We start from the raw sequence: 24,361 nt of genomic DNA on the forward strand, positions 1-24,361 counted from the left end.
CGCTTCGCGAGCCCCGGAATGCCGGGGGGAATTTACAGCGAAACGCCTGGCGGAATGTCCGCTTCCGTCACGCCCACCAGCTCCATGTTGGTGATGATCGCGTTGCGGATGAAGCCGAGGCCCTTGTTGAAGTCGATCCAGGTGTTGACGTAGTCGCGCCAGGTCTTGTCGGTCTCGCGGCGGAAGCCGGCATTGGATGTGGTGGCGAAGATCGGCGTCGGCAGCACGAGCTGGCCGAGCGAGGGGTTCTTCTTCAGCACGGTCAGCGACAGCATGGTGATCAGACATTGCGCGTCGACGCGGCCGGTCTGCAGCGCGGCGGTGGCGTCGTCGGCGGTCTTCAGCCGCGTGATCTGCGCCTTCGGCGTCAGGCGGCTGACGACCTGGTCGTGCGAGGAGCCCTGGTCGACGGCGATCTTGATGTCGGGCGAGTTCAGCTCGGCCCAGGTCTTCGGCTTGAAGTCCTTCTTGCAGAGGATGGCGAAGGCGTTGTTGAAGACCGGCACCGAGAAGTCGACCACCAGCGCGCGCTTCGGAGTCGGGTTGAGGCCGAAGAAGATGTCGATCTTGTTGGCCTGCAGATCGAGCACCGAATTGCCCCAGGTGGTCTCGGTAATCTCGAGCTCGGCCTCCATGTCGTCGGCGAGTCCCTTGGCGATGTCGATGTAAAAGCCCTTCCACTGGCCGGAGGCGAGGTCCTTCATGTAATAGGGCGCGCCGCCGCCGACCGCGCCGATTCGCATCTTCTTGGTGCGGCGGATGCGGGCAAAGGTCGATTCATTCGGATCGGCCGTCTGCGCCACCGCCGGGGCGGCCAGCGCGGCCGCGGTTACTGCGCCAAGTCCGACAATCGAGGCAACATCACGACGTGTAACCATTGGGATCAATCGCTTTTCTGGTTGGGTGGGGGTTCCGCCAATCGTTCTTAGCAAGGTGCTCCCAGCGGCGAAAGCACAGCCTATCGGCTGGGCAGACCGGTAATTGCCCGGATGATGGGCAGGATCAAGTCGTTCGGGGCGATACCCGCTTGCTTTCCGCGCCCGTTGGCCCCAAATAGGGACCGGGAGATTGGCGGTGGACGAGCCACTCGCCAACCGGGTCAGGTCCGGAAGGAAGCAGCCCTAACGAGGTCCGGATCGGGTCGCTCGTCAGTCTCCTACCTGTTTTTCCGAGCGAATTGCGCCGGCGGGTCTCCCGCCAGCGCGCTCCTTTCCGCAAAAGCCGGCCGAGAGAGATTTCATTGCGGATCGACCGATGACCGACGCTGGCGCCCCTCCCAATCCCGACAGCGCCGGCCCGGCTGGCAACGCGCCTTACCGGGTGCTGGCGCGGAAATACCGCCCTTCCTCTTTCGACGACCTGATCGGCCAGGAAGCCGTGGTCCGTACCGTCTCCAACGCGTTCGAGACCGGACGGATTCCGCAGGCCTGGATCCTCACCGGCGTCCGCGGCGTCGGCAAGACCACCACTGCGCGGATCCTGGCCCGCGCCCTCAACTACGAGATGCCGGACGGCTCGGTGAAGGGCCCGACCATCTCCATGCCCACGCTCGGCGTGCACTGCCAGGCGATCATGGAAAGCCGGCACATGGACGTGCTGGAGATGGACGCCGCTTCGCACACCGGCGTCGACGACGTCCGCCAGATCAATGACAGCGTGCGCTACGCCCCTGCCAGTGCGCGCTACAAGGTCTACATCATCGACGAAGTCCACATGCTGTCGACGGCGGCGTTCAACGCCTTCCTGAAGACGCTGGAGGAACCGCCGGAGCACGCCAAATTCGTGTTCGCCACGACCGAGATCCGCAAGGTTCCGGTCACCGTGCTGTCGCGCTGCCAACGCTTCGACCTGCGCCGCGTCGAGGCCGACGTGCTGATGAAGCACCTCGCCAATATCGCCGCGAAGGAAAGTGTCGAGATCGAGCCGGAGGCGCTCGGCATCATCGCGCGCGCCGCCGAAGGCTCGGTGCGCGATTCGCTGTCGTTGCTCGACCAGGCCATTGCCCATGCGGCGGGACAGGTTAAGGCCGATGCGGTCAGGCAGATGCTGGGGCTCGCCGACCGCACCCGCGTCATCGATCTGTTCGATTCGCTGGCGCGCGGCGACATCGCCGCCGCGTTCAAGGAGTTCCGCGACCAGTACGATGTCGGCGCCGATCCCATCGTCGTGTTGTCGGACCTCGCCGAATTCGTCAATTTCGTTACCCGCGTGAAGATCGTGCCGGCGACCGCGGACAATGTCGCCTATGGCGAGACCGAGCGGGTTCGCGCGCGGGACTTCGCCTCGAAGATCTCGATGCGGGTGCTGTCGCGGATGTGGCAGATGCTGCTCAAGGGCATCACCGAGGTGCAGGCCGCCACGCGCCCCGCCGCAGCGGCGGAAATGGTGCTGGTGCGCATCGCCTATGTCGCCGACCTGCCGACGCCGGACGAAGCCATCCGGATGCTGGAGCAGAACGGCGGCGGCTCGCCGGTCGTGAGCGGTGGCAGCGCGGCGCGCAGCAGCGCGCCGTCCGCGCCGGTCGCGTCTGCCGCGCCAGTTCGCATGCCGACATCCTCGCCGGCCTCGTTCGGCGGTGGCGCAGCCCGTCCACAGATGGCGGCGCCCGCGCCGGATCCGCAAGGTGCCGCGCCCGTGCTGCGCGTCACCAGCTTCACCCAACTCGTCGCACTGGCGGGGCAGAAGCGCGACATCATGACCAAGAGCGCGCTCGAGGGCGACATGCGCCTCGTCCGTTTCGAGGAGGGGCGCCTCGAAGTTGCGCTCGAACCCAACGCCTCCAAGACCATGATCTCGGAGCTTGCGAAGAAATTCGAGCTATGGACCGGCCGCCGCTGGACCGTGATCGTTTCCAACGAGCAGGGCCAGCCGACGCTGCGCTCGGTGAATCAGGCGGCGAAGCAGGAGCATGCCCGTACCGCCGAGGCCGATCCGCGCGTGCAGGAGGTGCTGTCGCGTTTCCCCGGCGCCAAGGTCGTCGAGGTCCGCAGGCTTGCCCCCGAGACGCCGGAAACCAATATTAATTCAGACTATGGCAGTGACGATCCGCCCGACGGTTCCGACGGCGACGACGATCTCTGAGCCATCTTTTCAAGGACACGCGAGCTATGGCTGATTTTCTCGGCATGATGAAACAGGCGGCGCAGCTGCAATCCAAGATGCAGGAGATGCAGGACCAGCTCTCCAACGTCGAGGTCGAGGGCATTTCCGGCGGCGGCCTCGTCGCCGTACGCATGACCGCGAAGATGGACGTGAAAGGCATCAAGATCGATCCCTCGCTGATGAAGGCGGAGGAGCGCGAAGTGCTGGAAGACCTGCTCGTCACCGCGCTCAGCGATGCCCGCCGCAAGGCGGAGACCGCGATGCAGGAGAAGATGCAGGCCCTCACGGGCGGTCTCGGCCTGCCGCCGGGATTGTTCGGCCAGTAAGATGGGCGCGGTTGCAGGTCCTGAGATCGAGCGGCTGGTCCAGCTTCTCGCGCGGCTGCCGGGCCTCGGTCCGCGCTCGGCGCGGCGCGCCGCCCTGCATCTGATCAAGAAGCGCGAAGCGCTGATGATGCCGTTGTCCTCGGCCCTGCAGGTCGCACTCGACAAGGTCGAGGTCTGCAAGACCTGCGGCAACATCGACACGCAGAATCCCTGCACGGTCTGCACCGATCCGAAGCGCGATCCGTCCATCATCGTCGTCGTCGCCGATGTCGCCGACCTCTGGGCGCTGGAGCGGGCCAATGCCACCCGGGGGCGCTACCACGTGCTGGGCGCGACGTTGTCGCCGCTCGACGGCGTCGGCCCGCAGGACCTCACCATCGATGTGTTGGTGGCACGCGCGCATGACCAGCAGGTTCAAGAGATCATCCTGGCGCTCAACGCGACGGTGGACGGCCAGACCACGGCGCATTACATCACCGACCTGCTCCAGGACGCCAACGTGAAGGTGACACGGCTCGCCCACGGGGTTCCCGTCGGCGGCGAGCTTGATTATCTCGATGAAGGTACGCTATCGGCTGCGATGCGGCAGCGCACCCTGTTCTAGCCATCCAGATCTTACGGAACGGACGACATGACGAAACTTTTCGCCACGCGATGGGCTTTGGTCGCGATGATGACGATGCTGGTGAGTCCGGCGATCTCCGCGCAGCAGGGCGACGAGACGCCGCCGTCCAAGCCCGGCAAGCCGATCAACACCGGCGACGTCCTGTCAGGCGAGCTGAACGCGATGAAGGTACGCGACGTCAAGAACGGCAAGCGCGTTGCGACCTACCAGATCACGTCAGAGCCGCGCCGGCTGCCGCCGCCGAACGGGCTCTGCAATCTCGAGACCGGCCCCGAGACCTTCCAGCTCGTCACCTCCAGCGACGCGCAGGCCACGCAGCTGAAATCGTTCGTCGGCAAGGAGATCTCGGTCAAGGTCGACGAGATCGCCTGCGCCAGCGACGCCGGCCAGATGAGTGAAGCGGTGATCACGAAGTGGAGCCTGATCAGGAAGCAGTAGGGGCGGCGCCTCAACACGAGCTGCCGCAGGGTGGGCCAAGGCGCAAAGCGCCGTGCCCACCATTCTTTTGGTAACGACTGAGCGGTGGGCACGCTTCGCTTTGCCCACCCTCCGGCATCGCGGACGAAGCGCGTCCCGGGCCTACACCCGCGCCGGCTCCAGCGTTTCGAAATGGCCGCGCTTCTGCAAGTACGCCAGCAGCATCAGGCTCGGGATGGCGACGAGGACGGAGATCGCAAAGAACATCGGCCAGCCGGTTGCCTTCGCCAGATAGCCCGCGCCCGACGACAGGTAGGTGCGTCCCACGGCGGCGAGCGCCGTCAGCAGCGCATATTGGGTCGCGGTATGCAGCGGGTTCTGGCACAGCGCCGAGAGATAGGCGACGAAGATCACGGTACCGATCGCGTTGCAGAAATTGTCGGAGGTGATTGCGAGGGTCAGCGCCCATTCGTTGACGCCGACCAGCGCAAGCCATGAGAACGACAGGTTGGACATTGCCTGCACGATGCCACCGATCCACAGGCTGGTTGCGAGCGAATAGCGCCGTGCGACGAAGCCGCCGGCAAAGCCGCCGGCCAGGGTCGCCACGATGCCGACGCCCTTGACGATCACGGCGTAGTCGTTGCGTGTGAAGCCGATGTCGATCACGAACGGTACGGTCATGTTGCCGGAAAACGCGTCGGTGAATTTGAACAGCACGACGAAGGCAAGCGCGGCCCACGCTTCCTTTCGCTGCAAAAATTCCGAGAATGCGCCCAGCGCGGCATGAAGCACCCGCGTGAGCGCGCCCTCGTCCGCCGTGGCGGCCTCGGCGCGCGCGGATTGCGCGGGCTCGGTGGCGGCCAGCGCGGTCACCGTGCCGATCAGCACCAGCGCCGCCATCACCACATAGCCCCACATCCAGGCCGCGCCACGAGGGACGACCGCCTCGAAGCCGGTGACGATGAACAAGGCGCCCGCTGTCGAGATCAGCATGCCGATGCGGTAGGCCGCGACATAGGCGGCCATGCCGGCGGCCTGCTCGCTTTCGGGCAGGCTCTCGACGCGGAAGGCATCGACGACGATGTCCTGCGTCGAGGACATCGTCGCGACCAGGAGCGCACCAAGCGCGACGAACAGTGGCGAGCGTGCCGGATCGGTCAGCGCCAACAGCAGAATCGCGCCGATCAGCAGCAATTGCGAAAACACCAGCCACCCACGGCGACGGCCGAAGGCACGCGTGAAGAGCGGGACATGCAGCGCATCGACCAGCGGCGCCCACAGGAATTTCAGCGTGTACGGCGTTCCAACCAGCGCAAAGAGCCCGATCGTTCCAAGATCGACCCCCGCCTCGGCCATCCACACCAGCAGCGTCGATCCCGACAGCGCCAGCGGCAGCCCCGAGGAGAAGCCGAGGAACAGCACGATCAGCACCCGCGGCTGCAGGTAAACGGCAAGGCTCTCGCGCCAGGAGGCGGCGGGAGCGTCAGCAGGTGAGGTCGCGTCGGGTGCGGTCATGCGGCGGTGTTAGCAGATTCTGGCCGTGATGCCTCTTCCACAAAGCTCGTCATGCCCGGGCTTGTCCCGGGCATCCACGTTCTTTGTGCCTCCGAAAAGGCCGTGGATGGCCGGGACAAGCCCGGCCATGACGATGCAGAGCTACTCCCCCGCCTGGAGCTTCCTTGGGAACAGTTCCGGCGCTGTCGTCGCCACCAGCCGTGGGGCTTCCGCCGCATCGCTCTTGCTGAAATCGAGCTCCTCGATCCGCCCTGCGCGCTTCTCGATCTTATCGGCGGAGATCAGAATCTGGCGGACGTCCTCGTTCGCGTCGGCAAAGTGCTTCTGCAACTTCAGCACGCGGTCGCGCAGGCGGCCGAGGTCGTCGCCGAGCTTGATCACTTCAGTCTGGATCTGATCGGCGGCATCGCGCATGCGCGCGTCCTTCATGATCTGCTGCATCACCTGGATCGCGAGCATCAGCAGCGAAGGCGACACCAGAACCACGCGCGCGCGATAGGCCTTCTGGATCACGTCGTCGAAACCGTCATGGATCTCGGCATAGACCGATTCCGACGGCACGAACATCAGCGCCATCTCCTGGGTCTCGCCGGTGACGAGATATTTCTCGGCGATGTCGCTGACATGCTTCATCACATCGCCGCGCAGGCGCTGCGTGGCGACGCGCCGCTCCTCGTCGGTGCGGGCGTCGTGCAGCGCCGTCATCGCCTCCAGCGGAAATTTCGCGTCGATGCAGAGCGGGCGCTGGTCCGGCAGGAACACGACGCAGTCCGGCCGCTTTCCGGTCGAGAGCGTGAACTGGAACTCGTAGGAGCCTTTCGGCAGGCCGTCCTGGACGATCGCCTCCATCCGCGCCTGGCCGAAGGCGCCGCGCGACTGCTTGTTGGCGAGCACGTCGCGCAAGGTGGTCACCTGCGTGGTGAGGTCGGTGAGGTTCTTGTGCGCGCTGTCGATGATGCCGAGCCGCTCGTGCAGCGCGCGCAGGCTCTCCATGGTGTTGCGGGTGGAGTGTTCCATGGATTGCCCGACGCGGTGCGTCACCGAATCCAGCCGCTCATTGACCGCGCGCGCCATCTCGGCCTGGCGGCCGGCCAGCGCCTGGGTCATGGCGTCGACCCGGCCGGACGCTTCGCTCTGGGCATGCAGCACTTGGGCGAGGCGCTCCTCGAGTTCGTCGGCCCGGATCGCGTGCGCCATCGCGAGTTCCGCGCCGCGCCGCCCGGAGCGCGCGATCACGACGGCAATGACTACTAGCAGGATGAGGACCAGGACGCCGAAGCCGATCAGCGCATCGATCGTGCGCACCGGCCAGTCGCCCACCATGGAAATGATGTCGTTCATGCCTGCTCTTCTAGCCGATTCGCATCTGAGTGCGAACGAAGAGGGAACGATGACGGTTAACAACCCACTAATTTTTATGGTTAACGAAAGTCGAAGATTTATGGTTAGCGGCGGGTTAACGGAGTTCCGGGCCGGATTGACCGCATCCGGCGCGCAGCTTAAATCGCGGCCATGGCCCTCAGAGAAATCATCATCCTGCCCGACAAGCAGCTGCGTCTGGTCTCCAAGCCGATCGAAAAGGTCACTTCGGAGATCCGCAAGCTGGCCGACGACATGTTCGAGACCATGTACGATGCGCCCGGCATCGGCCTCGCTGCGATCCAGATCGCGCAGCCGCTGCGGCTGATCACCATGGACCTCGCCAAGCGCGACGAGAACGGCGAGACCAATCCGCTTCCGCGCGTCTTCATCAACCCCGAGATCATCGCCTCCTCCGAGGAGCTGTCGGTCTACGAGGAAGGCTGCCTGTCGATCCCCGAATACTACGAGGAGGTCGAGCGTCCCGCGAAGGTGCGCGTCCGCTTCACCGACCTCGACGGCAAGGTGCACGAGGAGGACGCCGAAGGCCTCTACGCCACCTGCATCCAGCACGAGATCGACCATCTCAACGGAGTGCTGTTCGTCGACTATCTGTCGAAGCTCAAGCGCGACCGCGTGATGAAGAAGTTCGAGAAGGCCGCCAAGCGCGCGGGCGAGTAGGCGCTCTGTCGTTCCGGGGCGATGCAAGGCATCGAACCTGGAACCTCGAGATTCCGGGTTCGGCTCTTCGAGCCGCCCCGGAATGACTGTAACTACATCGCTTCCTTCGCAGGTTTTCCGATGCCTCTCCGCCTGATCTTCATGGGCACGCCCGATTTCTCCGTGCCGACGCTGCTCGAGCTGGTCGCGCATGGCCACGAGATCGTGGCCGTCTACACCCGCGCGCCGAAGCCCGGCGGCCGCCGCGGCCTGCAATTGCAGCCGACCCCGGTCGAGGAAGCTGCGCGAAAGCTCGGCGTTCCCGTGCTGACGCCCAAGACGTTGAAGAGTCAGGAAGCACTCGACGAATTTCGCGCCTTCGATGCCGATGCCGCAATCGTCGTCGCCTATGGCATGATCTTGCCGCAGGCGATCCTCGATGCGCCCAGGCTCGGCTGCTACAATCTGCACGCTTCGCTGCTGCCGCGCTGGCGGGGCGCCGCGCCGATCAACCGCGCCATCATGGCAGGCGATGCCGAGAGCGGCGTGATGGTGATGAAGATGGATGTCGGCCTCGATACCGGTGACGTCGCCATGGCGGAGCGGCTTGCGATCACCGACAGCATGACCGCGCTCGATCTGCACGACCGTCTCTGCCGGTTGGGGGCCGATCTCATGGTGCGCGCGATGGCCGCGCTCGATCGCGGCGGGCTCCAGCTCAGGAAGCAGAGCGAGGACGGCGTCACCTATGCCGCCAAGATCGACAAGGCCGAGGCGCGGATCGACTGGGCCAAGCCTGCGCGCGCGGTGCTGCGCCACATTCACGGCCTGTCGCCGTTCCCCGGAGCGTGGGCCGAGCTCGCAGGCGTCAGCGAGAACGCGCGCGTCAAAATCCTGCGCTGCGAGCTTGCGACAGGCGCGGGCACGCCGGGCGAGGTGCTCGACGATCTGCTCACCATCGCCTGCGGCGACGGCGCCATCCGCATCGTCGAGCTGCAGCGCGAAGGCAAGGGCCGGATGCAGGCCGCGGACTTCTTGCGCGGCGTACCGCTGAGGACGGGCGCGAGGTTCAGCTAGCCAACTCGTGATACGCGGGCTTGACCCGCGTATCCATCTTCTAACAAAACTCTCTCCCAGGTGATGGATTGCCGGGTCAAGCCCGGCAATGACGTCGGATAGAGCTGGATCGATGCCCCGCTACAAGCTCATCATCGAATATGACGGCGCGCCGTTCTTCGGCTGGCAGGTGCAGGAGACGCTGCCCTCGGTGCAGGGCGCGTTGGAAGCTGCCGTGAAGGCAATGACGGGTGCGGATTTGCGGGTGCACGGCGCCGGACGCACCGATGCCGGCGTGCATGCGCGCGGCCAGGTTGCGCATGTCGACATCGAGAAGCAGTTTCCGCCGGGCCGGTTTCGCGATGGCCTCAACGCGCATCTGCGCCCGCATCCTATCGCGGTGCTCGAGGCCGAGATCGTCCCGGATACCTTCGAAGCACGCTTTTCGGCGATCAAGCGCCACTATCGCTACCGCATCGTCAACACCCGCGCGAATCTTGCCCTCGACGTCGGCCACGCCTGGCGCGTGCCGCGCCGGCTCGACAGTGAGGCGATGCATGCGGCGGCACAGCGTCTGCTCGGCAAGCACGACTTCACCACGTTCCGCGACACCGAGTGCCAGGCCAAGTCGCCGGAGAAGACGCTCGACCAGCTCGACGTGACGCGCGACGGCCGCGAGATCACGATTCTCACCTCGGCGCGCTCGTTCCTGCACAGCCAGGTGCGCTCGATGGTGGGCTCGCTGGTGTGGGTCGGCGAAGGACGCTGGACCGCGGATGATCTCTCCGCCGCACTCGCAGCCCGCAACCGCGCCGCGTGCGGCATCGTCGCCCCGCCGGAGGGCCTGTATCTGGTGAAGGTGGATTATTGAGGGGAGAGGCGTGCGCGGCGGGCGCACGCTCTCGCCGCAACCCGGTGTCATGCCCCGCGAAGGCGGGGCATCCAGTACGCCGCGGCCTCTCGGCTCGATCACTATCGTCTCTGGGATACTGGATCGCCCACCTTCGCGGGCGATGACAGCGGAGAAGGTGAGGGCTTCGGCGCCTACCCGAAATACCGCTGCAAAATCCCCCGATACACCTTGGTCAGCTTTTCCAGATCCGCCACCGGCACCCGCTCGTCGATCTGGTGCATGGTCTGGCCGACCAGGCCGAACTCGATCACCGGGCAGTAGCTGGAGATGAACCGCGCGTCCGAGGTGCCGCCCGAGGTCGACAGCTCCGGCTTGCGGCCGGTCACCTCCTCGATCGCGGACACCGCGAGATCGGTGAACGGGCCGGGCTTGGTCACGAACACGTTGGAGTTCGAGGGCTCCCAGACGATGCGGGCCTTGATGCGATTGCCGCAGGCTTTTGCCAGGCGCGTCTCCACCAGCTCGCGCAAGGATGCCTGGGTGTGGTTGTCGTTGTAGCGGATGTTGAACTTCGCGCGGGCCTCGCCGGGGATGACGTTGCTGGCCTTGTTGCCGACGTCGACCGAGGTGAATTCGAGATTGGAGGCCTGGAATTGCGCACTGCCGTGGTCGAGCGGCTCGTCGGAGATCGCCACGATCAGCCGCGAAATATCCGGCACCGGGTTGGCGGCGCGATGCGGATAGGCGACATGGCCCTGCACGCCGTCGACATAGAGCGTGCCCGATTGCGAGCCGCGGCGGCCGACCTTGATGGTGTCGCCGAGCGTCTCGACATTGGAGGGCTCGCCGAGCACGCAATGGTCGAATTTTTCGCCGCGCTCGGCCGCCCATTTCAGCAGCTTGATCGTGCCGTTGATCGAGACGTCTTCCTCGTCGCCGGTGATCAGGAACGAGATCGAACCCTTGCCGTCGCTGCGCGGCTTGCCGTCATTGGCGACGAGATGATCCAGCGCCGCGGCGACCGAGCAGGCGATGCCGCCTTTCATGTCGACCGCGCCGCGGCCGTGCAGGACACCGTCCTTCACCTCGCCGGAGAACGCGCCGACGCTCCAGGCGCTCTCGTCACCCGGCGGCACCACGTCGGTATGGCCGGCAAAGGTGATGTGCGGCCCCTCGCTGCCGATCCGCGCATAAAGATTGTCGACGTCGGCGGTGCCTTCCTCGCTGAACGTCACGCGATGACAAGCGAAGCCGGCGGCGGAGAGCAGTTTTTCGAGCACCCCGAGTGCACCGGCATCGGCCGGGGTTACCGAGGGGCAGCGGATGAGATCGCGGGCAATGGAGAGAGCATCGGTCATGCGCCCCGCTTAACATGCATGCCGCCGGGTGGGCTAGCGCGCGGCGGGACAAATTCGATCTCGCGGCTCTGGTCCCAGCCCTGTCCCCGCTGGAAATCGACTTCGGCCTCCGGGTCGGGACCGAACCGATTGGGCCCCTTGGTGCCGCGCAGGAAACCGGTTTCAAGGAAACACGCGAAGGTCAGGACAATGCTGGCCAGCGCGACTGGTATCATCCAGTAAGTGTCCGGGAGACGCTCTGCGAACTGCTTGAAGAGACCGGGCAGCACGAAGTACGCGAGCAGCCACCACGCGGACTTGTCGCGATCATGCAGCCGCTTCACCAAGATCGCGAGATAGATCCAGAGCATCAGCGCGGTTGCGGCCAGCTTGAGCAGCAGCAGCGGCAGATTGTCGAGCAGCGACCAGCGATAGGCCGTGGGATCGACGATCTTGAAGACATCGTCAGCATTCAGATTGAAGGATCTGACTTCACCGCCGAACGCGGACATGATGCCCAGGCAGAGGCAGAGCAGCAGGATCATGCCGCAAAAGACCAGGATCAGGCTGCACCAGAACCCGGAGCGGCCCATGCGGCCGTCGAAGCGGAAAAGGTACCAGGTCCAGTCCATCCGAGAGGCTCCGGGCAGGCGGGGCCGCCCGGAAATTGGTCGCGATGGAGGGAGGGTGGGTTCGATTGACCCTCGGTGTCGTCCCGGCGCAAGCCGGGACCCATACCGCGTGATCTATCGATTGGGGAAGATAGAAGTACCGAACGGCCGGTCTTCGCCAAACCGCTGCCTGGGATTATAGGTCCCGGCTTTCGCCGGGACGACGGCGGTGTGCGCCTTTCATCAATCCCGAAGCAGCTCGTTGATGCTGGTCTTGGACCGCGTGCGCTCGTCGACGCGCTTGACGATCACGGCGCAGGCGGTGCTCGGGCCGATCTGGCCGTTCTTCATGGGCTTGCCGGGCAGCGCGCCGGGCACCACCACCGAATATTCGGGCACTTCACCCACGAAGACCTCGCCGCTCTCGCGGTCGACGATCTTGGTCGAGGCGCCCAGGAACACGCCCATCGCCAGCACCGCGCCCTTGCGCACGATCACGCCCTCGGCGACCTCGCTGCGGGCGCCGATGAAGCAGTCGTCCTCGATGATGACGGGCTCGGCCTGGAGCGGCTCGAGCACGCCGCCGATGCCGGCGCCGCCGGAGATGTGCACGCGCTTGCCGATCTGGGCGCAGGAGCCGACGGTGGCCCAGGTGTCGACCATGGTGCTCTCATCGACATAGGCGCCGAGATTGACGAAGGACGGCATCAGCACGACGTTCTTGGCGATGAAGGCCGAGCGCCGGACGACGGCGCCGGGCACCGCGCGGAAACCGGCATCGCGAAAGCGGTTCGGGCCCCAGCCTTCGAACTTCGAGGGTACCTTGTCCCACCAGCTCGCCTTGCCCGGGCCGCCGGGAATGACGTCCATGTCGTTGAGGCGGAACGACAGCAGCACCGCCTTCTTCAGCCATTGATTGACCGTCCACTTGCCGTCGGCCCCGCGCTCGGCGACCCGCGCCTCACCCTTGTCCAGGGTCTCAAGCGCCTGGTCCACGGCCTCGCGCACCTCACCCTTGGTCGACGTCGAGATGCCGTCGCGCGCGTCGAAGGCGCTGTTGATGGTGGATTCGAGGGCTGCAAGGGACATCGGGATTTCCTCAGGGACAGACAGGAATTTGTGGTGAATTGGAGCGCTTTTTCGGGATTTGCGCGGACGGAGTCAAGGCATACTCGGTCGTCGTCCCGGGGCGCGCGAAGCGCGAGCCCGGGACCCATAGCCACAGGCAGTCGTTTGGTGAGGACTCGCAGTTATCGATCTCGCGCCCCAACCAATCCCTGTGGTTATGGGTCCCGGGCTCGCTTTGCGCCCCGGGACGACGGCGGTTATTTCGGCGACAACTCACCCAAAAACCCCGTCAGATCGTCCGTGACGTGGTCGACATGGGCGGCGTCACGGCCTTCCAGTTCCCAGTCCTCGCGCACCACATCCTTGGTGCCGTCGGGCACCACCAGCACGGTGGTCATGCCGAGTTCATGGGGAACGGTGAGGTTGCGGGCGAGGTCCTCGAACATGGCGGCGCGGGTCGGATCGACCGCATGGTCGCTCAGGAACTTGCGGTAGGTCTGCGGCGCCGGCTTGGGCTCGAATTCGGCGGCGATGATGTCGAACACGCCGTCGAAATGCGAGGCGAAGCCGAGCCGCGCCAGCACCGCATCGACATGGTCGACCGAGCCGTTGGTCAGGATCAGCTTTCGCCCCGGCAGCCTTGCGATGGCTTCGCCAAGCTGCGGGTTTGGCTCCAGCGGCGAATGGTCGATCTTGTGGACGTAGGCAAGGTAGTCGTCGGCGGAGACGCCGTGCATCGTCATCATGCCGCGCATCGTGGTGCCGAAGCGCAGATAATAATCCTTCTGGATCTTGCGCGCTTCCTCGGGCGTGACGTTCAGCCAGTTGCAGACGAACTCCCCGATCCGCGCATCGACCTGCTGCCAAAGATTGACGTGATGCGGATAGAGCGTGTTGTCGAGATCGAACACCCAGGTGTCGACGTGGGCGAAGGTGCGGGGAGGGGTCATTGCAGCTCTCTCAACGCGTCGTCCCGGCGAAGGCCGGGACCCATACCGCGTGGTCCATCGATGGGGCACTCTGGTCGTCGTTCTTCGCCAAACGCAATTTGGTGGTTATGGGTCCCGGCCTTCGCCGGGACGACATCGGCATTTGTCGTACCACCCATCACGGCAGCGCAAACCGCAGCGTCTTGCCGCCGCTCGACATGTCCACCGCGCCGAACCCCGTCGCGGCGAAGCCGCGCGCGCTGCAATCGGTCTGCTCGCTCGTCTCGAATTTGGACTCGCGCGTGCAGAGCTGCTTGTCGCCGCCCCAGTTCAGCGGCCGGTCCTTCAGCTTGACGACGCGGTTGTCGGCATCGACCGCTTCGGCGAAGCTGAAGATCTGTTTGGGCTGGCCGGTCACGTCAGGATGCAGGCATGTCTTGGGATCGATGCGATACCAGCCGCGGCTCGTCACCGACTTGCCGTCGTCGGTCGCGACCGCCGCCATCACCTTGTGCGGGGTGTCGTTGCACCAGGTGAGGCCGCTCGCGGACGGCGTCTGCACCGCGTCGACCATGGTCTTGAAGAAGTTTTGCGACGGCACGATCTCGGGCGACAAGCCGCGGCTCTTCAGAAAGGCGGCCAGTGCGCCTTGCGTTTTCGGCCCGTCGACGCCGTCGATCGCGCCGACGTCGTAGCCCGCGATCACCAGCAGACGCTGGATGCCGGCGAGGCGTGCCTGCTCGTCGTCATATTCGGAATCCTCGGCGAGATAGGCAGTGAGGTTGCCATCCGCGGCTTGCGTCGGCATCACTTGCGTGAACGCAGCCTGGGTCTGGCCGCCGCGGCACTGCCGTGCTGCCGCGATGACGAAATTGTCCTGCGCCACGCACAGCATGTCGCGGCCGTTCTGCGGGATCGGGGAGGCGCCATAGAGGCCGAGCGCGCGGGCATTGAGCAGGATGCGGTCGGCCGTCAACGTGCCCTGCACCACCACGCGGCAGGTCGCGGGATCGATCCTGAACCAGCCGCGCGTCGCGGTCGCCGCCTTGTCGTCGATGCCGATCGCGGCCTCCACGACATAGGACATGCGGTTGCAGATTTTGAGGTCAGCGTGCGCAGGCGCAGAGGAGAAGAAGAGTGAGACAACGGCCGCCGGCAGCGTCATCAGGAAGCGTGTCAGGGCCGAGCGGTGGGGGCGCCGCATTCGCGGTTCGTCATGGCCGGGCAAAAGCGCGGAGCGCGTCTCGACAGACAAGTCCCGGCCATCCACGTGCGACAGCGCGCGCGGAGAGCCGTTGATGCCCGGGGCAAGCCCGGGCATGACGACCTTCATCCGCTCCTCGCGCTCGTCCCTCACTTGTGGATCAGCGTGCCCGTGCCCTGGTTGGTGAAGAGCTCGAGCAGCACCGCGTGCTGCATCTTGCCGTCGATGATGACGACGCCTTCGACACCCTGTTCGAGCGCGTAGATGCAGGTCTCGACCTTCGGGATCATGCCGCCGGAAATGGTGCCGTCGGCGATCAGCTTGCGCGCGTCCTTGACGGACAATTGCGGGATCAGCTTCTTCGACTTGTCGAGCACGCCGGGCACGTCGGTGAGCAGCAGCAGGCGCTTGGCCTTCAGCGCGCCAGCCACCGCACCGGCAAAGGTGTCGGCGTTGACGTTCAGCGTCTGGCCGTCCTTGGAGGTCGCGAGCGGTGCCAGCACCGGGATCAGCTCGTAGCCGATCAGCTGGTTGAGCAAAGTGAGGTCGACCTTCTCGGGGTCGCCGACGAAGCCGAGATCGACCGCCTTCTCGATATGCGAGTCCGGATCGATGATGGTGCGCGTCGTCTTCGACGCCTTCACCATGTTGCCGTCCTTGCCCGACAGGCCCACGGCCTTGCCGCCGGCCTCGTTGATGTAGCCGACGATCTGCTTGTTGACTGAGCCGGCCAGCACCATCTCGACGATCTCGATGGTCGCGGCATCGGTGATGCGCAGGCCTGCGGCGAATTCCGAGACGATGCCGAGCCGCTTGAGCATGGTCGCGATCTGCGGCCCGCCGCCATGTACCACCACTGGATTGATCGCGGTCTGCTCGAGCAGGACGATGTCGCGGGCGAAGTTCTTGGCAGTCTCCTCGTCGCCCATGGCATGACCGCCATATTTGATGACGATGGTTTCCTCGTCATATTGCTGCATGTGCGGCAGCGCTTCGGACAGGATGCGGGCCTGGTCGAGCGGGGAGATTTCGGTCATGAGGCGGATCTCGCTGGCGGGACGGTCGGTGCGCGTTCTATCCGATTGGTGGAGGCAGCGCAAAGTGGTCTTCGTGCCCCGGACGCAGCGCAGCGCTTCTTCAGCGGTGCGCTGCAGAGCCGGGGCCCATGTGGCTGCTGGGTCCCGGCTCTGCGGAGCGTCACTGCGTGCCGCACCGCGTCCGGGACACGAATGCTACTTTTTCGCCACCACCGCCGCCAGCGTCACCACGAGCCAGCTCGCAATCATCACCATGCCGCCCGTCGGGGCCGCCATCGGAAACAGCGAGTGTCCCGCATATTGCCGCAAGGTCAGGTCGCCCGCGAACAGCACGGCGCCGACCGCGAAGCCGAAACCGGCCACAAGCCCAATTCCGCCGTGCAGAAGGCCGCGCGCGAGCAGCGCCACGGTCGCGAGTATGGCAGTTGCATGAAACAGCAGCATGGCGCTGGCCGATGCCAGCCGGCTCGCGTCGCCGCCGTGCGCGGAGGCCGCGGCCAGCGCGACGCCGGCGGCGCCCATCAGGCCGGCAAGGCCGATCAGCAGGCGTTGCGCTGCCATCACGAGGTCCGCTCTTCCAGAAGCTTCGCCATCGCGGCGCGCAAGCTCTCCATGCCGGTCGAGCTCCGGGACGAGGTCGCGAGCACGTTCGGGAACGCGGCGGGATGCTTGGCGAGCGCAGCCTCGGTCTCGGCGATGCGCGTCTCAAGCTCGGCGGCCTTCACCTGGTCGGCCTTGGTCAGCACGATCTGATAGCTGACGGCGGAACGGTCGAGCGTCTTGAGGACTTCGAGATCGACCTCCTTGATCCCATGCCGCGCGTCGATCAGCACGTAGACGCGTGCGAGCGAGGCGCGTCCCAGCAGGAATTTGTGGATCAGCTCGGTCCAGGATGCCACCTGGCTCTTCGGCGCCTTGGCATAGCCGTAGCCGGGCATGTCGACGAGCCGCAGGTCGCCTTTCCCGGGGACCTCGAAGAAGATCAGCTCCTGGGTGCGCCCCGGCGTATGCGAGGTGCGCGCCAGCGCGTTGCGCCCCGTGAGCGCGTTGATCAGGCTAGACTTGCCGACATTGGAGCGGCCGGCAAAGGCAATCTCCAGCCCCGCCATCGGCGGCAGCGTTGCAATCGAGGGCGAAGCCCAGATGAACTGCCAGTCCCGGGCGAACAGCTTGCGCCCGGCTTCGATCAGCTTCGCATCTTTGTCGTCGGTCATGCGAAGCTCTTTGCTTCCTGTCATTCCGGGATGGTCCGAAGGACCAGACCCGGAATCTCGAGATTCCGGGTTCGATGCTTCGCATCGCCCCGGAATGACGGAGTGATACTTACGTCGCCTTCCGCGCGAACGTCGACTTGAGATTGTCGAACAGCTCCACCTTCACGCCGTTGCGGCGCATGATGTAGCTCTGCTGGATCACCGACAGCAGGTTGTTCCAGGCCCAGTAGATCACGAGACCCGCCGGGAAGCCCGCCAGCATGAAGGTGAAGATCAGCGGCATCCAGTTGAAGATCAGCTGCTGGGTCGGATCGGGCGGTGTCGGGTTCAGCTTCATCTGGAACCACATCGTGATGCCCATGATGATCGGCCAGATACCGAGTGCGAGGTAATGGCCGAACACGGGAATCGTGGTCGGGTCGAACGGGATCAGCCCGAACAGATTGAACAGATTGGTCGGATCGTGCGCCGAGAGGTCCTTGATCCAGCCGTAGAACGGCGCGTGCCGCATCTCGATGGTGACGAACAGCACCTTGTAGAGCGAGAAGAACACCGGGATCTGGATCAGCACGGGCAGACAGCCGGCGACCGGATTGATCTTCTCCTTGCGGTAGATCTCCATCATCTCCTGCTGCTGCTTCACCTTGTCGTCGGGGTAGCGCTCTTTCAGCGCCAGAAGCTGCGGCTGGATCGATTTCATCTTCGCCATCGAGGCGTAGGACTTGTTCGCCAGCGGGAAGAACAGCAGCTTCACGATCACGGTCACGAGCAGGATCGAGATGCCGAAATTGCCGAAGAAACGGAAGAAGAAGTCGAGGCCGAGGAACATCGGCTTGGTGATGAAGTGGAACCAGCCCCAGTCGATCAACAGATCGAAATGGTTGAGGTCGAGCGCCTTGTTGTAACCACCAAGACCTGCGAGCGGGAAATTGATGCCGACCACGCCGGCTTCCTTGGCGCCCGCGAACAGGCGCGCATGCGCCGTCGCCGTGCCGCCGATCGCGACGGTAACGGGATCGAGCAGATAGTCGGTCTGGTAGGTATGGACATTGCCGACCGGATTCGACGAGAAGCGCGCCTGAAGCCTGGCCTTGGTGTCCGGCAGCAGCGCCGAAGCCCAGTACTTGTCGGTGATGCCGAGCCAGCCATTGACGACATTGTTGAAGTTGATCTGCTTGGCTTCGTCGACCTTCTTGTAGGCGAATTCCTGCAGCTTTTCGTCGCCGAGATAACCGATCAGGCCTTCATGCAGGATGTAGTAGCCCGAGACCTGCGGCGCGCCGTGGCGCGAGATCAGCGCGAAGGGGTAGAGCGTGACCGGCGTGTTGCCGACATTGCTCACCTCGTCCTTGACGCTGAAGAGATAATGCTCGTCGACCGAGATGGTGCGGCGGAAGGTGAGGCCGTCGCCATTCTCCCACTTCAGAACCACCGGCGAGGTCGGCGTCAGGCTGCCGCTGCCCTCCTGCTGCCAGACGCTCTGGGCATCCGGCATCTTCGCCGTCACGCCGGTCGCGGCCACCCAGCCGAACTCGGCGTAGTAGGGCTCCGCGGTGCCCGAGGGCGAATAAAGATAGATCGGCGGCGACTTCGGATCGACCGTTTCGCGGTATTGCACCAGCGCGAGGTCGTCGATGCGGCCGCCCTTCAGCGAGATGCTGCCGGCAAGCCGCGGCGTGTCGATCTTCACGCGCGGGCTGGCCGCGATCGCGGCGTCGCGGGAAACCACCGGCTGGGCCTGATTCGCGGCCGGGGTCGACGGCTGAGCGGCGCCGGGCTGCGGCGCGCTGCCCGGCGTTGCGGACGCGCTCGGCTGCGGCGTGGTGGATTTCTGGAGCTCGGCCTGCGCCTGCTGCTGGGCGCGCTGCTTCTCCATCTGCGGCACGTTGTAGAAATACTGCCAGGCGATCAGCACAAGGCCGGACAGAATGACGGCGAGGATCGTATTGCGGTTGTCGGTCATCGAATGTCTCGTCATCAATCCGGTTTGCGGCTGGTCGCTGCGGCGGGACCTGGCCTCTGGCCGCGTGCCTTGGCCGGTCCTTTGGCCGTATGCCGCGCCGGCCTCGTGAACGCTATACGCAGATCGTCGAGCATGGTCGCGAAGTCGCGCGAGAGCGCGTCCCTTCGGCCGACCAGCACATAATCATGATGGGGTTGCATCGATACTGGGCCGAGCCGCTTCACCAATTCGCGAAGCCGGCGCCGGATACGATTGCGCTCGGGGGCGTTGCCGTTCTTTTTGGTAACGGTGAAGCCGATCCGGATCGGGCCGCCGTCGTCCCGGCGGCGGCTTTGCAGGACGAACGCGGCACTGTTCGCCCGCGCGCCATTGGCAACGGCGAGGAAATCCGCCCGCTGCCTCAGCCGATCCATGATGAAATCCCGGAAAAGGGGGTCCGGCTCAGGCGCTCAGACGCTTGCGGCCGCGGGCGCGGCGGGCGGCGAGAACCTTGCGGCCGCCGGCAGTGGCGAGACGGGCACGGAAGCCGTGACGGCGCTTGCGCACCAGTTTGCTGGGTTGATAAGTCCGCTTCACGGGTTTTTCTCCGCTGACCGGGCAATTTGCCTGTAGAATTGATGGTAAAGTCCGGAAGATGCGGCCCAAAATGGGCCCTTTCCGGCCCCAAGAGAGCCGCTCCCGGTCTCGCACCGGGTCATCGCGGACAATTTGCGCGGCTTATAAGGGAGCGCCTTGTTTTCGTCAACGCCGCACAAGCGCGCGATTTCGGTGAATATGGCTGTATGTGTGGGGTTTTTAACCCTTGAGGTAGCGACTCGCTCAATCAGCGCTTACATCCCACCTTGGCAGATTAGCGATCCGTAATTTGACCAGATCCCGGGCGGGTCGCATCCTCCATCAGTCAAGCCAATAGGGGCGAATTTCGTGTCAGCCACAGATCGCCAGCCGATCCAGGATACGGATCAGCCGGACCAGCCGGCGATGACGCCGCGCGGGACGCGCGGGCTCGGGCTGTCGGGCAAGCTGCTGCTGCTCACCGTCCCCCTGGTGATGATCGCGGCCAGCCTGCTTTACGTGCCCGCCATCGCCAATTTCTGGGTCAACCGCCTGAACGACCGCGTGGCGGCCGCCAACACCGCGGCGCTGGTGCTCGATGCGGCGCCGCTCGGCATGGTTCCCGATTCGCTGTCGCGGCAGATCCTCAAGAGCATCAATGCCCGCGCCGTCGCCATCAAGATGGGCCAGCAGCGGCGGCTGCTCGCCAGCGACAACATTCCGGCAGCCATCGAGCATGACATCGACCTGCGCGACATGACGGCCTGGGAGGCGATCACCGGCTCGTTCCGGATGATGCTGGAGACCGGCAACCAGGCCATCCGCATCGTCGGCCCCGGCGTCGGCAACGCCCAGTTCATCGAGATCGTGACCGACGAGCTGCCGCTGCGGCAGCAGATGTACCGCTTCTCCCGCAACGTCGTCGTGGTCGCGCTGATCATCGCGGCGCTGACCGCGGGCTTGGTCTATCTCGCGCTCCATTATCTCTTCGTCCGCCCGATGCGGCGGCTGACCGCGAGCCTGGTCGGCTTCCACGAGAATCCCGAGAGCTCGGCCGGCATCATCGTGCCGAGCCAGCGCAGCGACGAGATCGGCGTTGCGGAGCGCGAATTGTCGGACATGCAGCGCGACCTGATGTCGATGCTGAATCAGAAGAGCCGGCTCGCCGCCCTCGGCCTCGCAGTGTCCAAGATCAACCACGATTTGCGCAATCTGCTGGCTTCGGCCCAGCTCTTGTCGGACCAGCTCGCCAGTGTGCCGGATCCGCGGGTGCAGCGCTTCGCGCCGAAGCTGGTGCGCTCGCTCGAGCGCGCCATCGCCTTCTGCCAGTCGACGCTGTCCTACGGCCGCGCCCAGGAGGCCGCGCCCGACCGCCGCATGATTTTGATCGAGCCTGTGGTGCTCGAGGTGCGCGAGACCGCGGGCCTTGCCTCGGATGCCTCGATCGCCTGGGTCGCCGCGATCGAGCGCGGGCTCGCCATCGATGCCGACCCCGACCAGCTGTTCCGCGTGCTGCTCAACCTCGTCCGCAACGCCGCCCAGGCGCTGGAAACCCATGCCTCGTCCGGCGATGTCGGCGTGCAGCAGATCCGGATCACCGGAAAACGCGAGGGCGCGGTCGCGATCCTCGAGGTCTCCGACACCGGCCCCGGCGTTCCCCAGAAGACCCGCGAGCACCTGTTCGAGGCGTTCCAGACCTCCGGCCGCCCCGGCGGCAGTGGCCTCGGCCTTGCCATCGCCGCGGAGCTTGTCCGCGCCCATGGCGGCGACATCCACCTCGTCGAAGGCACCATCGGCGCCACCTTCCGCATCGTCATCCCCGACCGCCCCGTGGAACTGCTCTCGATCCGCAACGAGCGGCAGAGGGCGTAGATCGGCCAGCGGCTGAGTGAGCCTGTCACTCCGGCGCGGCGCAAAGCGCCGAACCCGGAATCCAGAGGTTTTAGGCGCGAGATTCCGGGTTCTCGCTTCGCGAGCCCCGGAATGACCGGGTGGAGATCGTCATTTCCCTGCAAAATCTCCGCAACCCGGACCTTGCCAATCGGGACAAGAGCGGTTAGTCAGAGCGCTCTTTCGCACCCCTTCGGCGCTGTCCGAAGGCTGCCTGCGGGCCCAGCCCGCACTATTCGCGAAAAACGCGCCCGTAGCTCAGCTGGATAGAGCATCAGACTACGAATCTGAGGGTCGGACGTTCGAATCGTTCCGGGCGCGCCATTTCGGTACAAGACTGGCCACTCCAAAACCTGCCGTTTCCGCGTCGGACGACATCGTCGCTCGGCTGCTCGCTATCGTCACCGTGTAAGCCTGGAGCCGGTAACGGACACCTTCCTAGCGAGTCTCGGCGCACGCCGCTTTGTCCACGAGGCGTAGCGAAAACTCGCAGGGCATCTCAGTCGTGCCCATCTTTGTCGACCGTGGTCCTGGGTAAGCTTCGGGAAGCCCACAATTGGGCAAGGACGAAACCCTTTGCCGGCCGGGGCGAAGCCGGCCGGAAACAAACCAGGCCTAATCTCCCCTGAGCTTTCCCGTCCAACCCGATTTTAAGGGAGGATCCCATGAAAGCAGCGCTTTTGGCCCTCTCGCTTCTTGGCCAGCCCGCGATACCGGTTTCAGACCGTGTGCCCGTCTTCAACGTGGAAGCCCTTTGCAGGGACGTGTCCGCTGACGACAAGGCGTCAGGGCTCGTCCTGGCGCAGGACGCCAGCGAATGCGAGCGTGACGAGGGACTTGCGCGGCAACAGCTAAGTTCGGCTTGGCCGACCGTGCCTGGTCCCGCGCGCGACAGTTGCGAAGGCGAGGCCGCGGCAGCGGGAATACAAAGCTATGTCGATCTGCTCACCTGTCTGCAGATGACAGGCTGGGCGAATCCGAATCCCGCACCGGCGCCCCCGCTCAGGGGCGCGAGCAAGATGCGGAACGCCAAGAATGAGCTGAAGAATTAACTGCGCAAGTGCGCACTCTTACGCGGTCGTGCCGTCGATCGAGCGGCGGATCACCCGCTGTACCTCCGCATTCGACAGAAACAGATCGTGGCTGATGATGCCCCAGCCTTCCTGGGAGGCATCGATCACGCGCACACCGCGCGATGACGGCCAGTCGCAGGTCGCGCGTCATGGTGTGCGCGTCGTCGGCAGCAGGGTCTGCGAGCGATGCGACGAAGCTCCCGCGCCGGGTTGGCGGTTGCCATCAATGGTGGGCCGTTACGCCCTTGACGCATTGGGTCAACAGATCAACGGTGGCGAATTGGCCGATATCACCCAGGCTGATCATGCCGACCATCCGCTTGCTCTTGTTGATCACGGGCAGCCTGCGGATTTTCAGGGTCTCCATGTGATGCACGGCTTTCGCCAGATCGTCGTCTTCCCGGCAGCAATGGATACCTTCGGTCATCACGTCCCGCGCCGTCATGCGCGCGGCGTTGAAGCTCTTGCTTGCAAGGCCTTTGCAGACGATATCGCGATCGGTCACCATTCCGATCAGATGGTCGCCTTCGCCGATCGGAATGCAGCCGACGTCGTGCCCTTGCATCAGCTTCGCGATCTCGGTGATTGGGGTGTCGGGGCTGACCCAATCGACACCCTTGTGCATCACGTCCTTGACCTTCATGGAGGACCTCCGTTGCGAACGCAGCCCCCGTCACGCGATCATACTACGAACGGGGCGCGACCGCACGCGCGCCGCGACGAACGCGCACGGGAATCATCCCGTCGCCATGCTGCGTCAAGCATGCATGCTGAAGCGTCCATGCGGCGCATTGGCCGTCAGCCGCTCGAACTGCGCATGTGTCAGTTGGAGCAGCGTCTCATGGTCGCCGGCTTCGATATAGATCTCGGGCTGCGCCCGGATGCTGTCATCGACGATGAGATCGAGCCCGTAGCACCGGCCTACCGCCGGAACGGCTCCATGCGCGCAGTCCACGAACAGCCGGTTGATCTCGGTTTCGTTCGCCATCACGAGATCCGCGCCGAGCTTCTCCTTCAAGTCCGGCAGGTTGAGACGGTGCGATGCCGGAACGACCGCGAGCATATAGCCGCCGTCATGCCGCAAGACGACGGCCTTGGCGAAACGATCGCCCGAGACGTGGCAGGCCTGCGCCGTGCGCGCGGATGACATGGTGAAAACGTGCGGGATCTCGACATACTGGATGTTTTCGGCAGCCAGGTAGCGGTGGAGCGTGGGGGCAATGGTCATGGCGCAGCCTTTCGGATGGATATGCGAGCCATCCACCGTGAGGCTGCCCCGCCGCACGATGGGCGGCCGCGTGATTGCCGGATGCCAGCATAGGCCTCGCGCCCGAATGCTGCAATCGGATCGGGGTTCGGATCGTTCCGGGTGTGCCAAACACCAGCGGAAGTCGCACGTTCGGCTCGCCGTTCATGCATTCCCGAGGAGCTCGCTTGCCGCGCTCACGATGGCTGGTCGAACTGAAATCAATGGGTACCCGAGTAGCGAAGACCGGGACTCAGAAGTGCTGGGAGAAGAATTGGTCACGTTGTCAACGCGCGTCCAATCTTCAAAGCTACAGGA

At 64.9% G+C, this 24,361-nt stretch carries 25 protein-coding genes, 1 tRNA gene and 1 other RNA gene; 11 read left to right on the plus strand and 16 right to left on the minus strand.

What is annotated here, in order from left to right; translation table 11 throughout:
- Positions 1-32 precede the first annotated feature (32 nt).
- Complete coding sequence (locus HAP40_RS04400; protein WP_166818934.1) at positions 33-878, minus strand: transporter substrate-binding domain-containing protein; 846 nt, start codon at positions 876-878, stop codon at positions 33-35.
- 185 nt (positions 879-1,063) lie between these two features.
- Here HAP40_RS04400 and ffs point away from each other — a divergent pair.
- From ffs to HAP40_RS04425, 5 genes are all read left to right on the plus strand, one after another.
- Positions 1,064-1,160, plus strand: an RNA gene (gene ffs / locus HAP40_RS04405) — signal recognition particle sRNA small type.
- Between the two features lie 94 nt (positions 1,161-1,254).
- Positions 1,255-3,081: a DNA polymerase III subunit gamma/tau gene (locus HAP40_RS04410; protein WP_166818933.1), complete on the plus strand. Its 1,827-nt coding sequence runs from the start codon at positions 1,255-1,257 to the stop codon at positions 3,079-3,081.
- A gap of 26 nt (positions 3,082-3,107) precedes the next feature.
- The gene (locus HAP40_RS04415) at positions 3,108-3,428 is read left to right on the plus strand and encodes a YbaB/EbfC family nucleoid-associated protein (protein WP_166818932.1); all 321 of its coding nucleotides are present in this window, start codon (positions 3,108-3,110) and stop codon (positions 3,426-3,428) included.
- 1 nt (position 3,429) lies between these two features.
- Positions 3,430-4,032 carry a recombination mediator RecR gene (gene recR, locus HAP40_RS04420; RefSeq protein ID WP_166818931.1) on the plus strand — a complete coding sequence of 201 codons (603 nt, stop codon included), beginning with the start codon at positions 3,430-3,432 and terminating at the stop codon, positions 4,030-4,032.
- Positions 4,033-4,059: 27 nt separating this feature from the next.
- Positions 4,060-4,491, plus strand: a complete 432-nt coding sequence (locus HAP40_RS04425; RefSeq protein WP_166818930.1) for a hypothetical protein — start codon at positions 4,060-4,062, stop codon at positions 4,489-4,491.
- Positions 4,492-4,632: 141 nt separating this feature from the next.
- Here the strand turns inward: HAP40_RS04425 and HAP40_RS04430 are convergent, their stop codons facing one another.
- Together HAP40_RS04430 and HAP40_RS04435 are read right to left on the minus strand one after the other, a co-directional pair.
- The gene (locus HAP40_RS04430) at positions 4,633-5,988 is read right to left on the minus strand and encodes an AmpG family muropeptide MFS transporter (RefSeq protein ID WP_166818929.1); all 1,356 of its coding nucleotides are present in this window, start codon (positions 5,986-5,988) and stop codon (positions 4,633-4,635) included.
- Positions 5,989-6,129: 141 nt separating this feature from the next.
- Complete coding sequence (locus HAP40_RS04435) at positions 6,130-7,329, minus strand: DNA recombination protein RmuC (protein ID WP_166818928.1); 1,200 nt, start codon at positions 7,327-7,329, stop codon at positions 6,130-6,132.
- A gap of 171 nt (positions 7,330-7,500) precedes the next feature.
- Between HAP40_RS04435 and def the strand changes: the two genes are divergently transcribed.
- From def to truA, 3 genes are all read left to right on the plus strand, one after another.
- Positions 7,501-8,028 (plus strand): peptide deformylase, encoded by a 528-nt coding sequence (def, locus tag HAP40_RS04440; protein ID WP_166818927.1) that lies wholly within the window; start codon positions 7,501-7,503, stop codon positions 8,026-8,028.
- A gap of 120 nt (positions 8,029-8,148) precedes the next feature.
- Complete coding sequence (gene fmt / locus HAP40_RS04445; protein ID WP_166818926.1) at positions 8,149-9,084, plus strand: methionyl-tRNA formyltransferase; 936 nt, start codon at positions 8,149-8,151, stop codon at positions 9,082-9,084.
- Positions 9,085-9,196: 112 nt separating this feature from the next.
- Positions 9,197-9,934, plus strand: a complete 738-nt coding sequence (gene truA, locus HAP40_RS04450) for a tRNA pseudouridine(38-40) synthase TruA (protein WP_166818925.1) — start codon at positions 9,197-9,199, stop codon at positions 9,932-9,934.
- 173 nt (positions 9,935-10,107) lie between these two features.
- Here the strand turns inward: truA and dapE are convergent, their stop codons facing one another.
- The 11 genes from dapE to rpmH all read right to left on the minus strand — a co-directional run bounded on the left by dapE (position 10,108) and on the right by rpmH (position 19,855).
- Positions 10,108-11,274, minus strand: a complete 1,167-nt coding sequence (gene dapE / locus HAP40_RS04455; protein WP_166818924.1) for a succinyl-diaminopimelate desuccinylase — start codon at positions 11,272-11,274, stop codon at positions 10,108-10,110.
- Positions 11,271-11,885 (minus strand): DUF805 domain-containing protein, encoded by a 615-nt coding sequence (locus HAP40_RS04460; RefSeq protein WP_166818923.1) that lies wholly within the window; start codon positions 11,883-11,885, stop codon positions 11,271-11,273. Before HAP40_RS04460 ends, dapE begins: the two co-directional genes overlap by 4 nt.
- 222 nt (positions 11,886-12,107) lie before the next feature.
- Positions 12,108-12,953, minus strand: coding sequence for a 2,3,4,5-tetrahydropyridine-2,6-dicarboxylate N-succinyltransferase (gene dapD, locus HAP40_RS04465; RefSeq protein WP_166818922.1), 846 nt, complete (start codon positions 12,951-12,953; stop codon positions 12,108-12,110).
- Between the two features lie 236 nt (positions 12,954-13,189).
- Positions 13,190-13,882: a pyrimidine 5'-nucleotidase gene (locus tag HAP40_RS04470; RefSeq protein WP_166818921.1), complete on the minus strand. Its 693-nt coding sequence runs from the start codon at positions 13,880-13,882 to the stop codon at positions 13,190-13,192.
- 157 nt (positions 13,883-14,039) lie between these two features.
- On the minus strand, positions 14,040-15,026 hold the full coding sequence (locus HAP40_RS04475) for a DUF1036 domain-containing protein (protein WP_166819625.1): 987 nt from the start codon (positions 15,024-15,026) through the stop codon (positions 14,040-14,042).
- A 188-nt stretch (positions 15,027-15,214) separates the two neighbouring features.
- A complete protein-coding gene (gene argB / locus HAP40_RS04480; RefSeq protein WP_166818920.1) occupies positions 15,215-16,102 on the minus strand; it encodes an acetylglutamate kinase in 888 nt (295 codons plus the stop codon).
- Between the two features lie 195 nt (positions 16,103-16,297).
- Positions 16,298-16,663 (minus strand): DUF423 domain-containing protein, encoded by a 366-nt coding sequence (locus tag HAP40_RS04485; RefSeq protein ID WP_166818919.1) that lies wholly within the window; start codon positions 16,661-16,663, stop codon positions 16,298-16,300.
- Positions 16,663-17,316: a ribosome biogenesis GTP-binding protein YihA/YsxC gene (yihA, locus tag HAP40_RS04490; protein ID WP_166818918.1), complete on the minus strand. Its 654-nt coding sequence runs from the start codon at positions 17,314-17,316 to the stop codon at positions 16,663-16,665. Before yihA ends, HAP40_RS04485 begins: the two co-directional genes overlap by 1 nt.
- A gap of 109 nt (positions 17,317-17,425) precedes the next feature.
- On the minus strand, positions 17,426-19,279 hold the full coding sequence (gene yidC / locus HAP40_RS04495; protein ID WP_166818917.1) for a membrane protein insertase YidC: 1,854 nt from the start codon (positions 19,277-19,279) through the stop codon (positions 17,426-17,428).
- Between the two features lie 14 nt (positions 19,280-19,293).
- Positions 19,294-19,692, minus strand: a complete 399-nt coding sequence (rnpA, locus tag HAP40_RS04500; protein ID WP_166818916.1) for a ribonuclease P protein component — start codon at positions 19,690-19,692, stop codon at positions 19,294-19,296.
- A 28-nt stretch (positions 19,693-19,720) separates the two neighbouring features.
- A complete protein-coding gene (rpmH, locus tag HAP40_RS04505; RefSeq protein ID WP_008542748.1) occupies positions 19,721-19,855 on the minus strand; it encodes a 50S ribosomal protein L34 in 135 nt (44 codons plus the stop codon).
- A 405-nt stretch (positions 19,856-20,260) separates the two neighbouring features.
- Here rpmH and HAP40_RS04510 point away from each other — a divergent pair, with 405 nt between their 5' ends.
- The 3 genes from HAP40_RS04510 to HAP40_RS04520 all read left to right on the plus strand — a co-directional run bounded on the left by HAP40_RS04510 (position 20,261) and on the right by HAP40_RS04520 (position 22,776).
- A complete protein-coding gene (locus HAP40_RS04510) occupies positions 20,261-21,706 on the plus strand; it encodes an ATP-binding protein (RefSeq protein ID WP_249141484.1) in 1,446 nt (481 codons plus the stop codon).
- A gap of 265 nt (positions 21,707-21,971) precedes the next feature.
- Positions 21,972-22,048, plus strand: a tRNA-Arg gene (locus HAP40_RS04515).
- A gap of 341 nt (positions 22,049-22,389) precedes the next feature.
- Entirely contained in the window at positions 22,390-22,776 is a 387-nt protein-coding gene (locus HAP40_RS04520) for a hypothetical protein (RefSeq protein ID WP_166818914.1), read from the plus strand.
- A 244-nt stretch (positions 22,777-23,020) separates the two neighbouring features.
- Here HAP40_RS04520 and HAP40_RS04525 read toward each other — a convergent pair whose 3' ends face one another.
- Both HAP40_RS04525 and HAP40_RS04530 read right to left on the minus strand, forming a co-directional pair.
- The gene (locus tag HAP40_RS04525) at positions 23,021-23,440 is read right to left on the minus strand and encodes a CBS domain-containing protein (protein ID WP_166818913.1); all 420 of its coding nucleotides are present in this window, start codon (positions 23,438-23,440) and stop codon (positions 23,021-23,023) included.
- Between the two features lie 114 nt (positions 23,441-23,554).
- On the minus strand, positions 23,555-24,025 hold the full coding sequence (locus tag HAP40_RS04530; RefSeq protein WP_166818912.1) for an aminoacyl-tRNA deacylase: 471 nt from the start codon (positions 24,023-24,025) through the stop codon (positions 23,555-23,557).
- Between the last annotated feature and the right edge of the window lie 336 nt (positions 24,026-24,361).

Source organism: Bradyrhizobium sp. 1(2017) (assembly GCF_011602485.2).
In the GTDB taxonomy this organism is placed as follows: Bacteria; Pseudomonadota; Alphaproteobacteria; order Rhizobiales; family Xanthobacteraceae; genus Bradyrhizobium.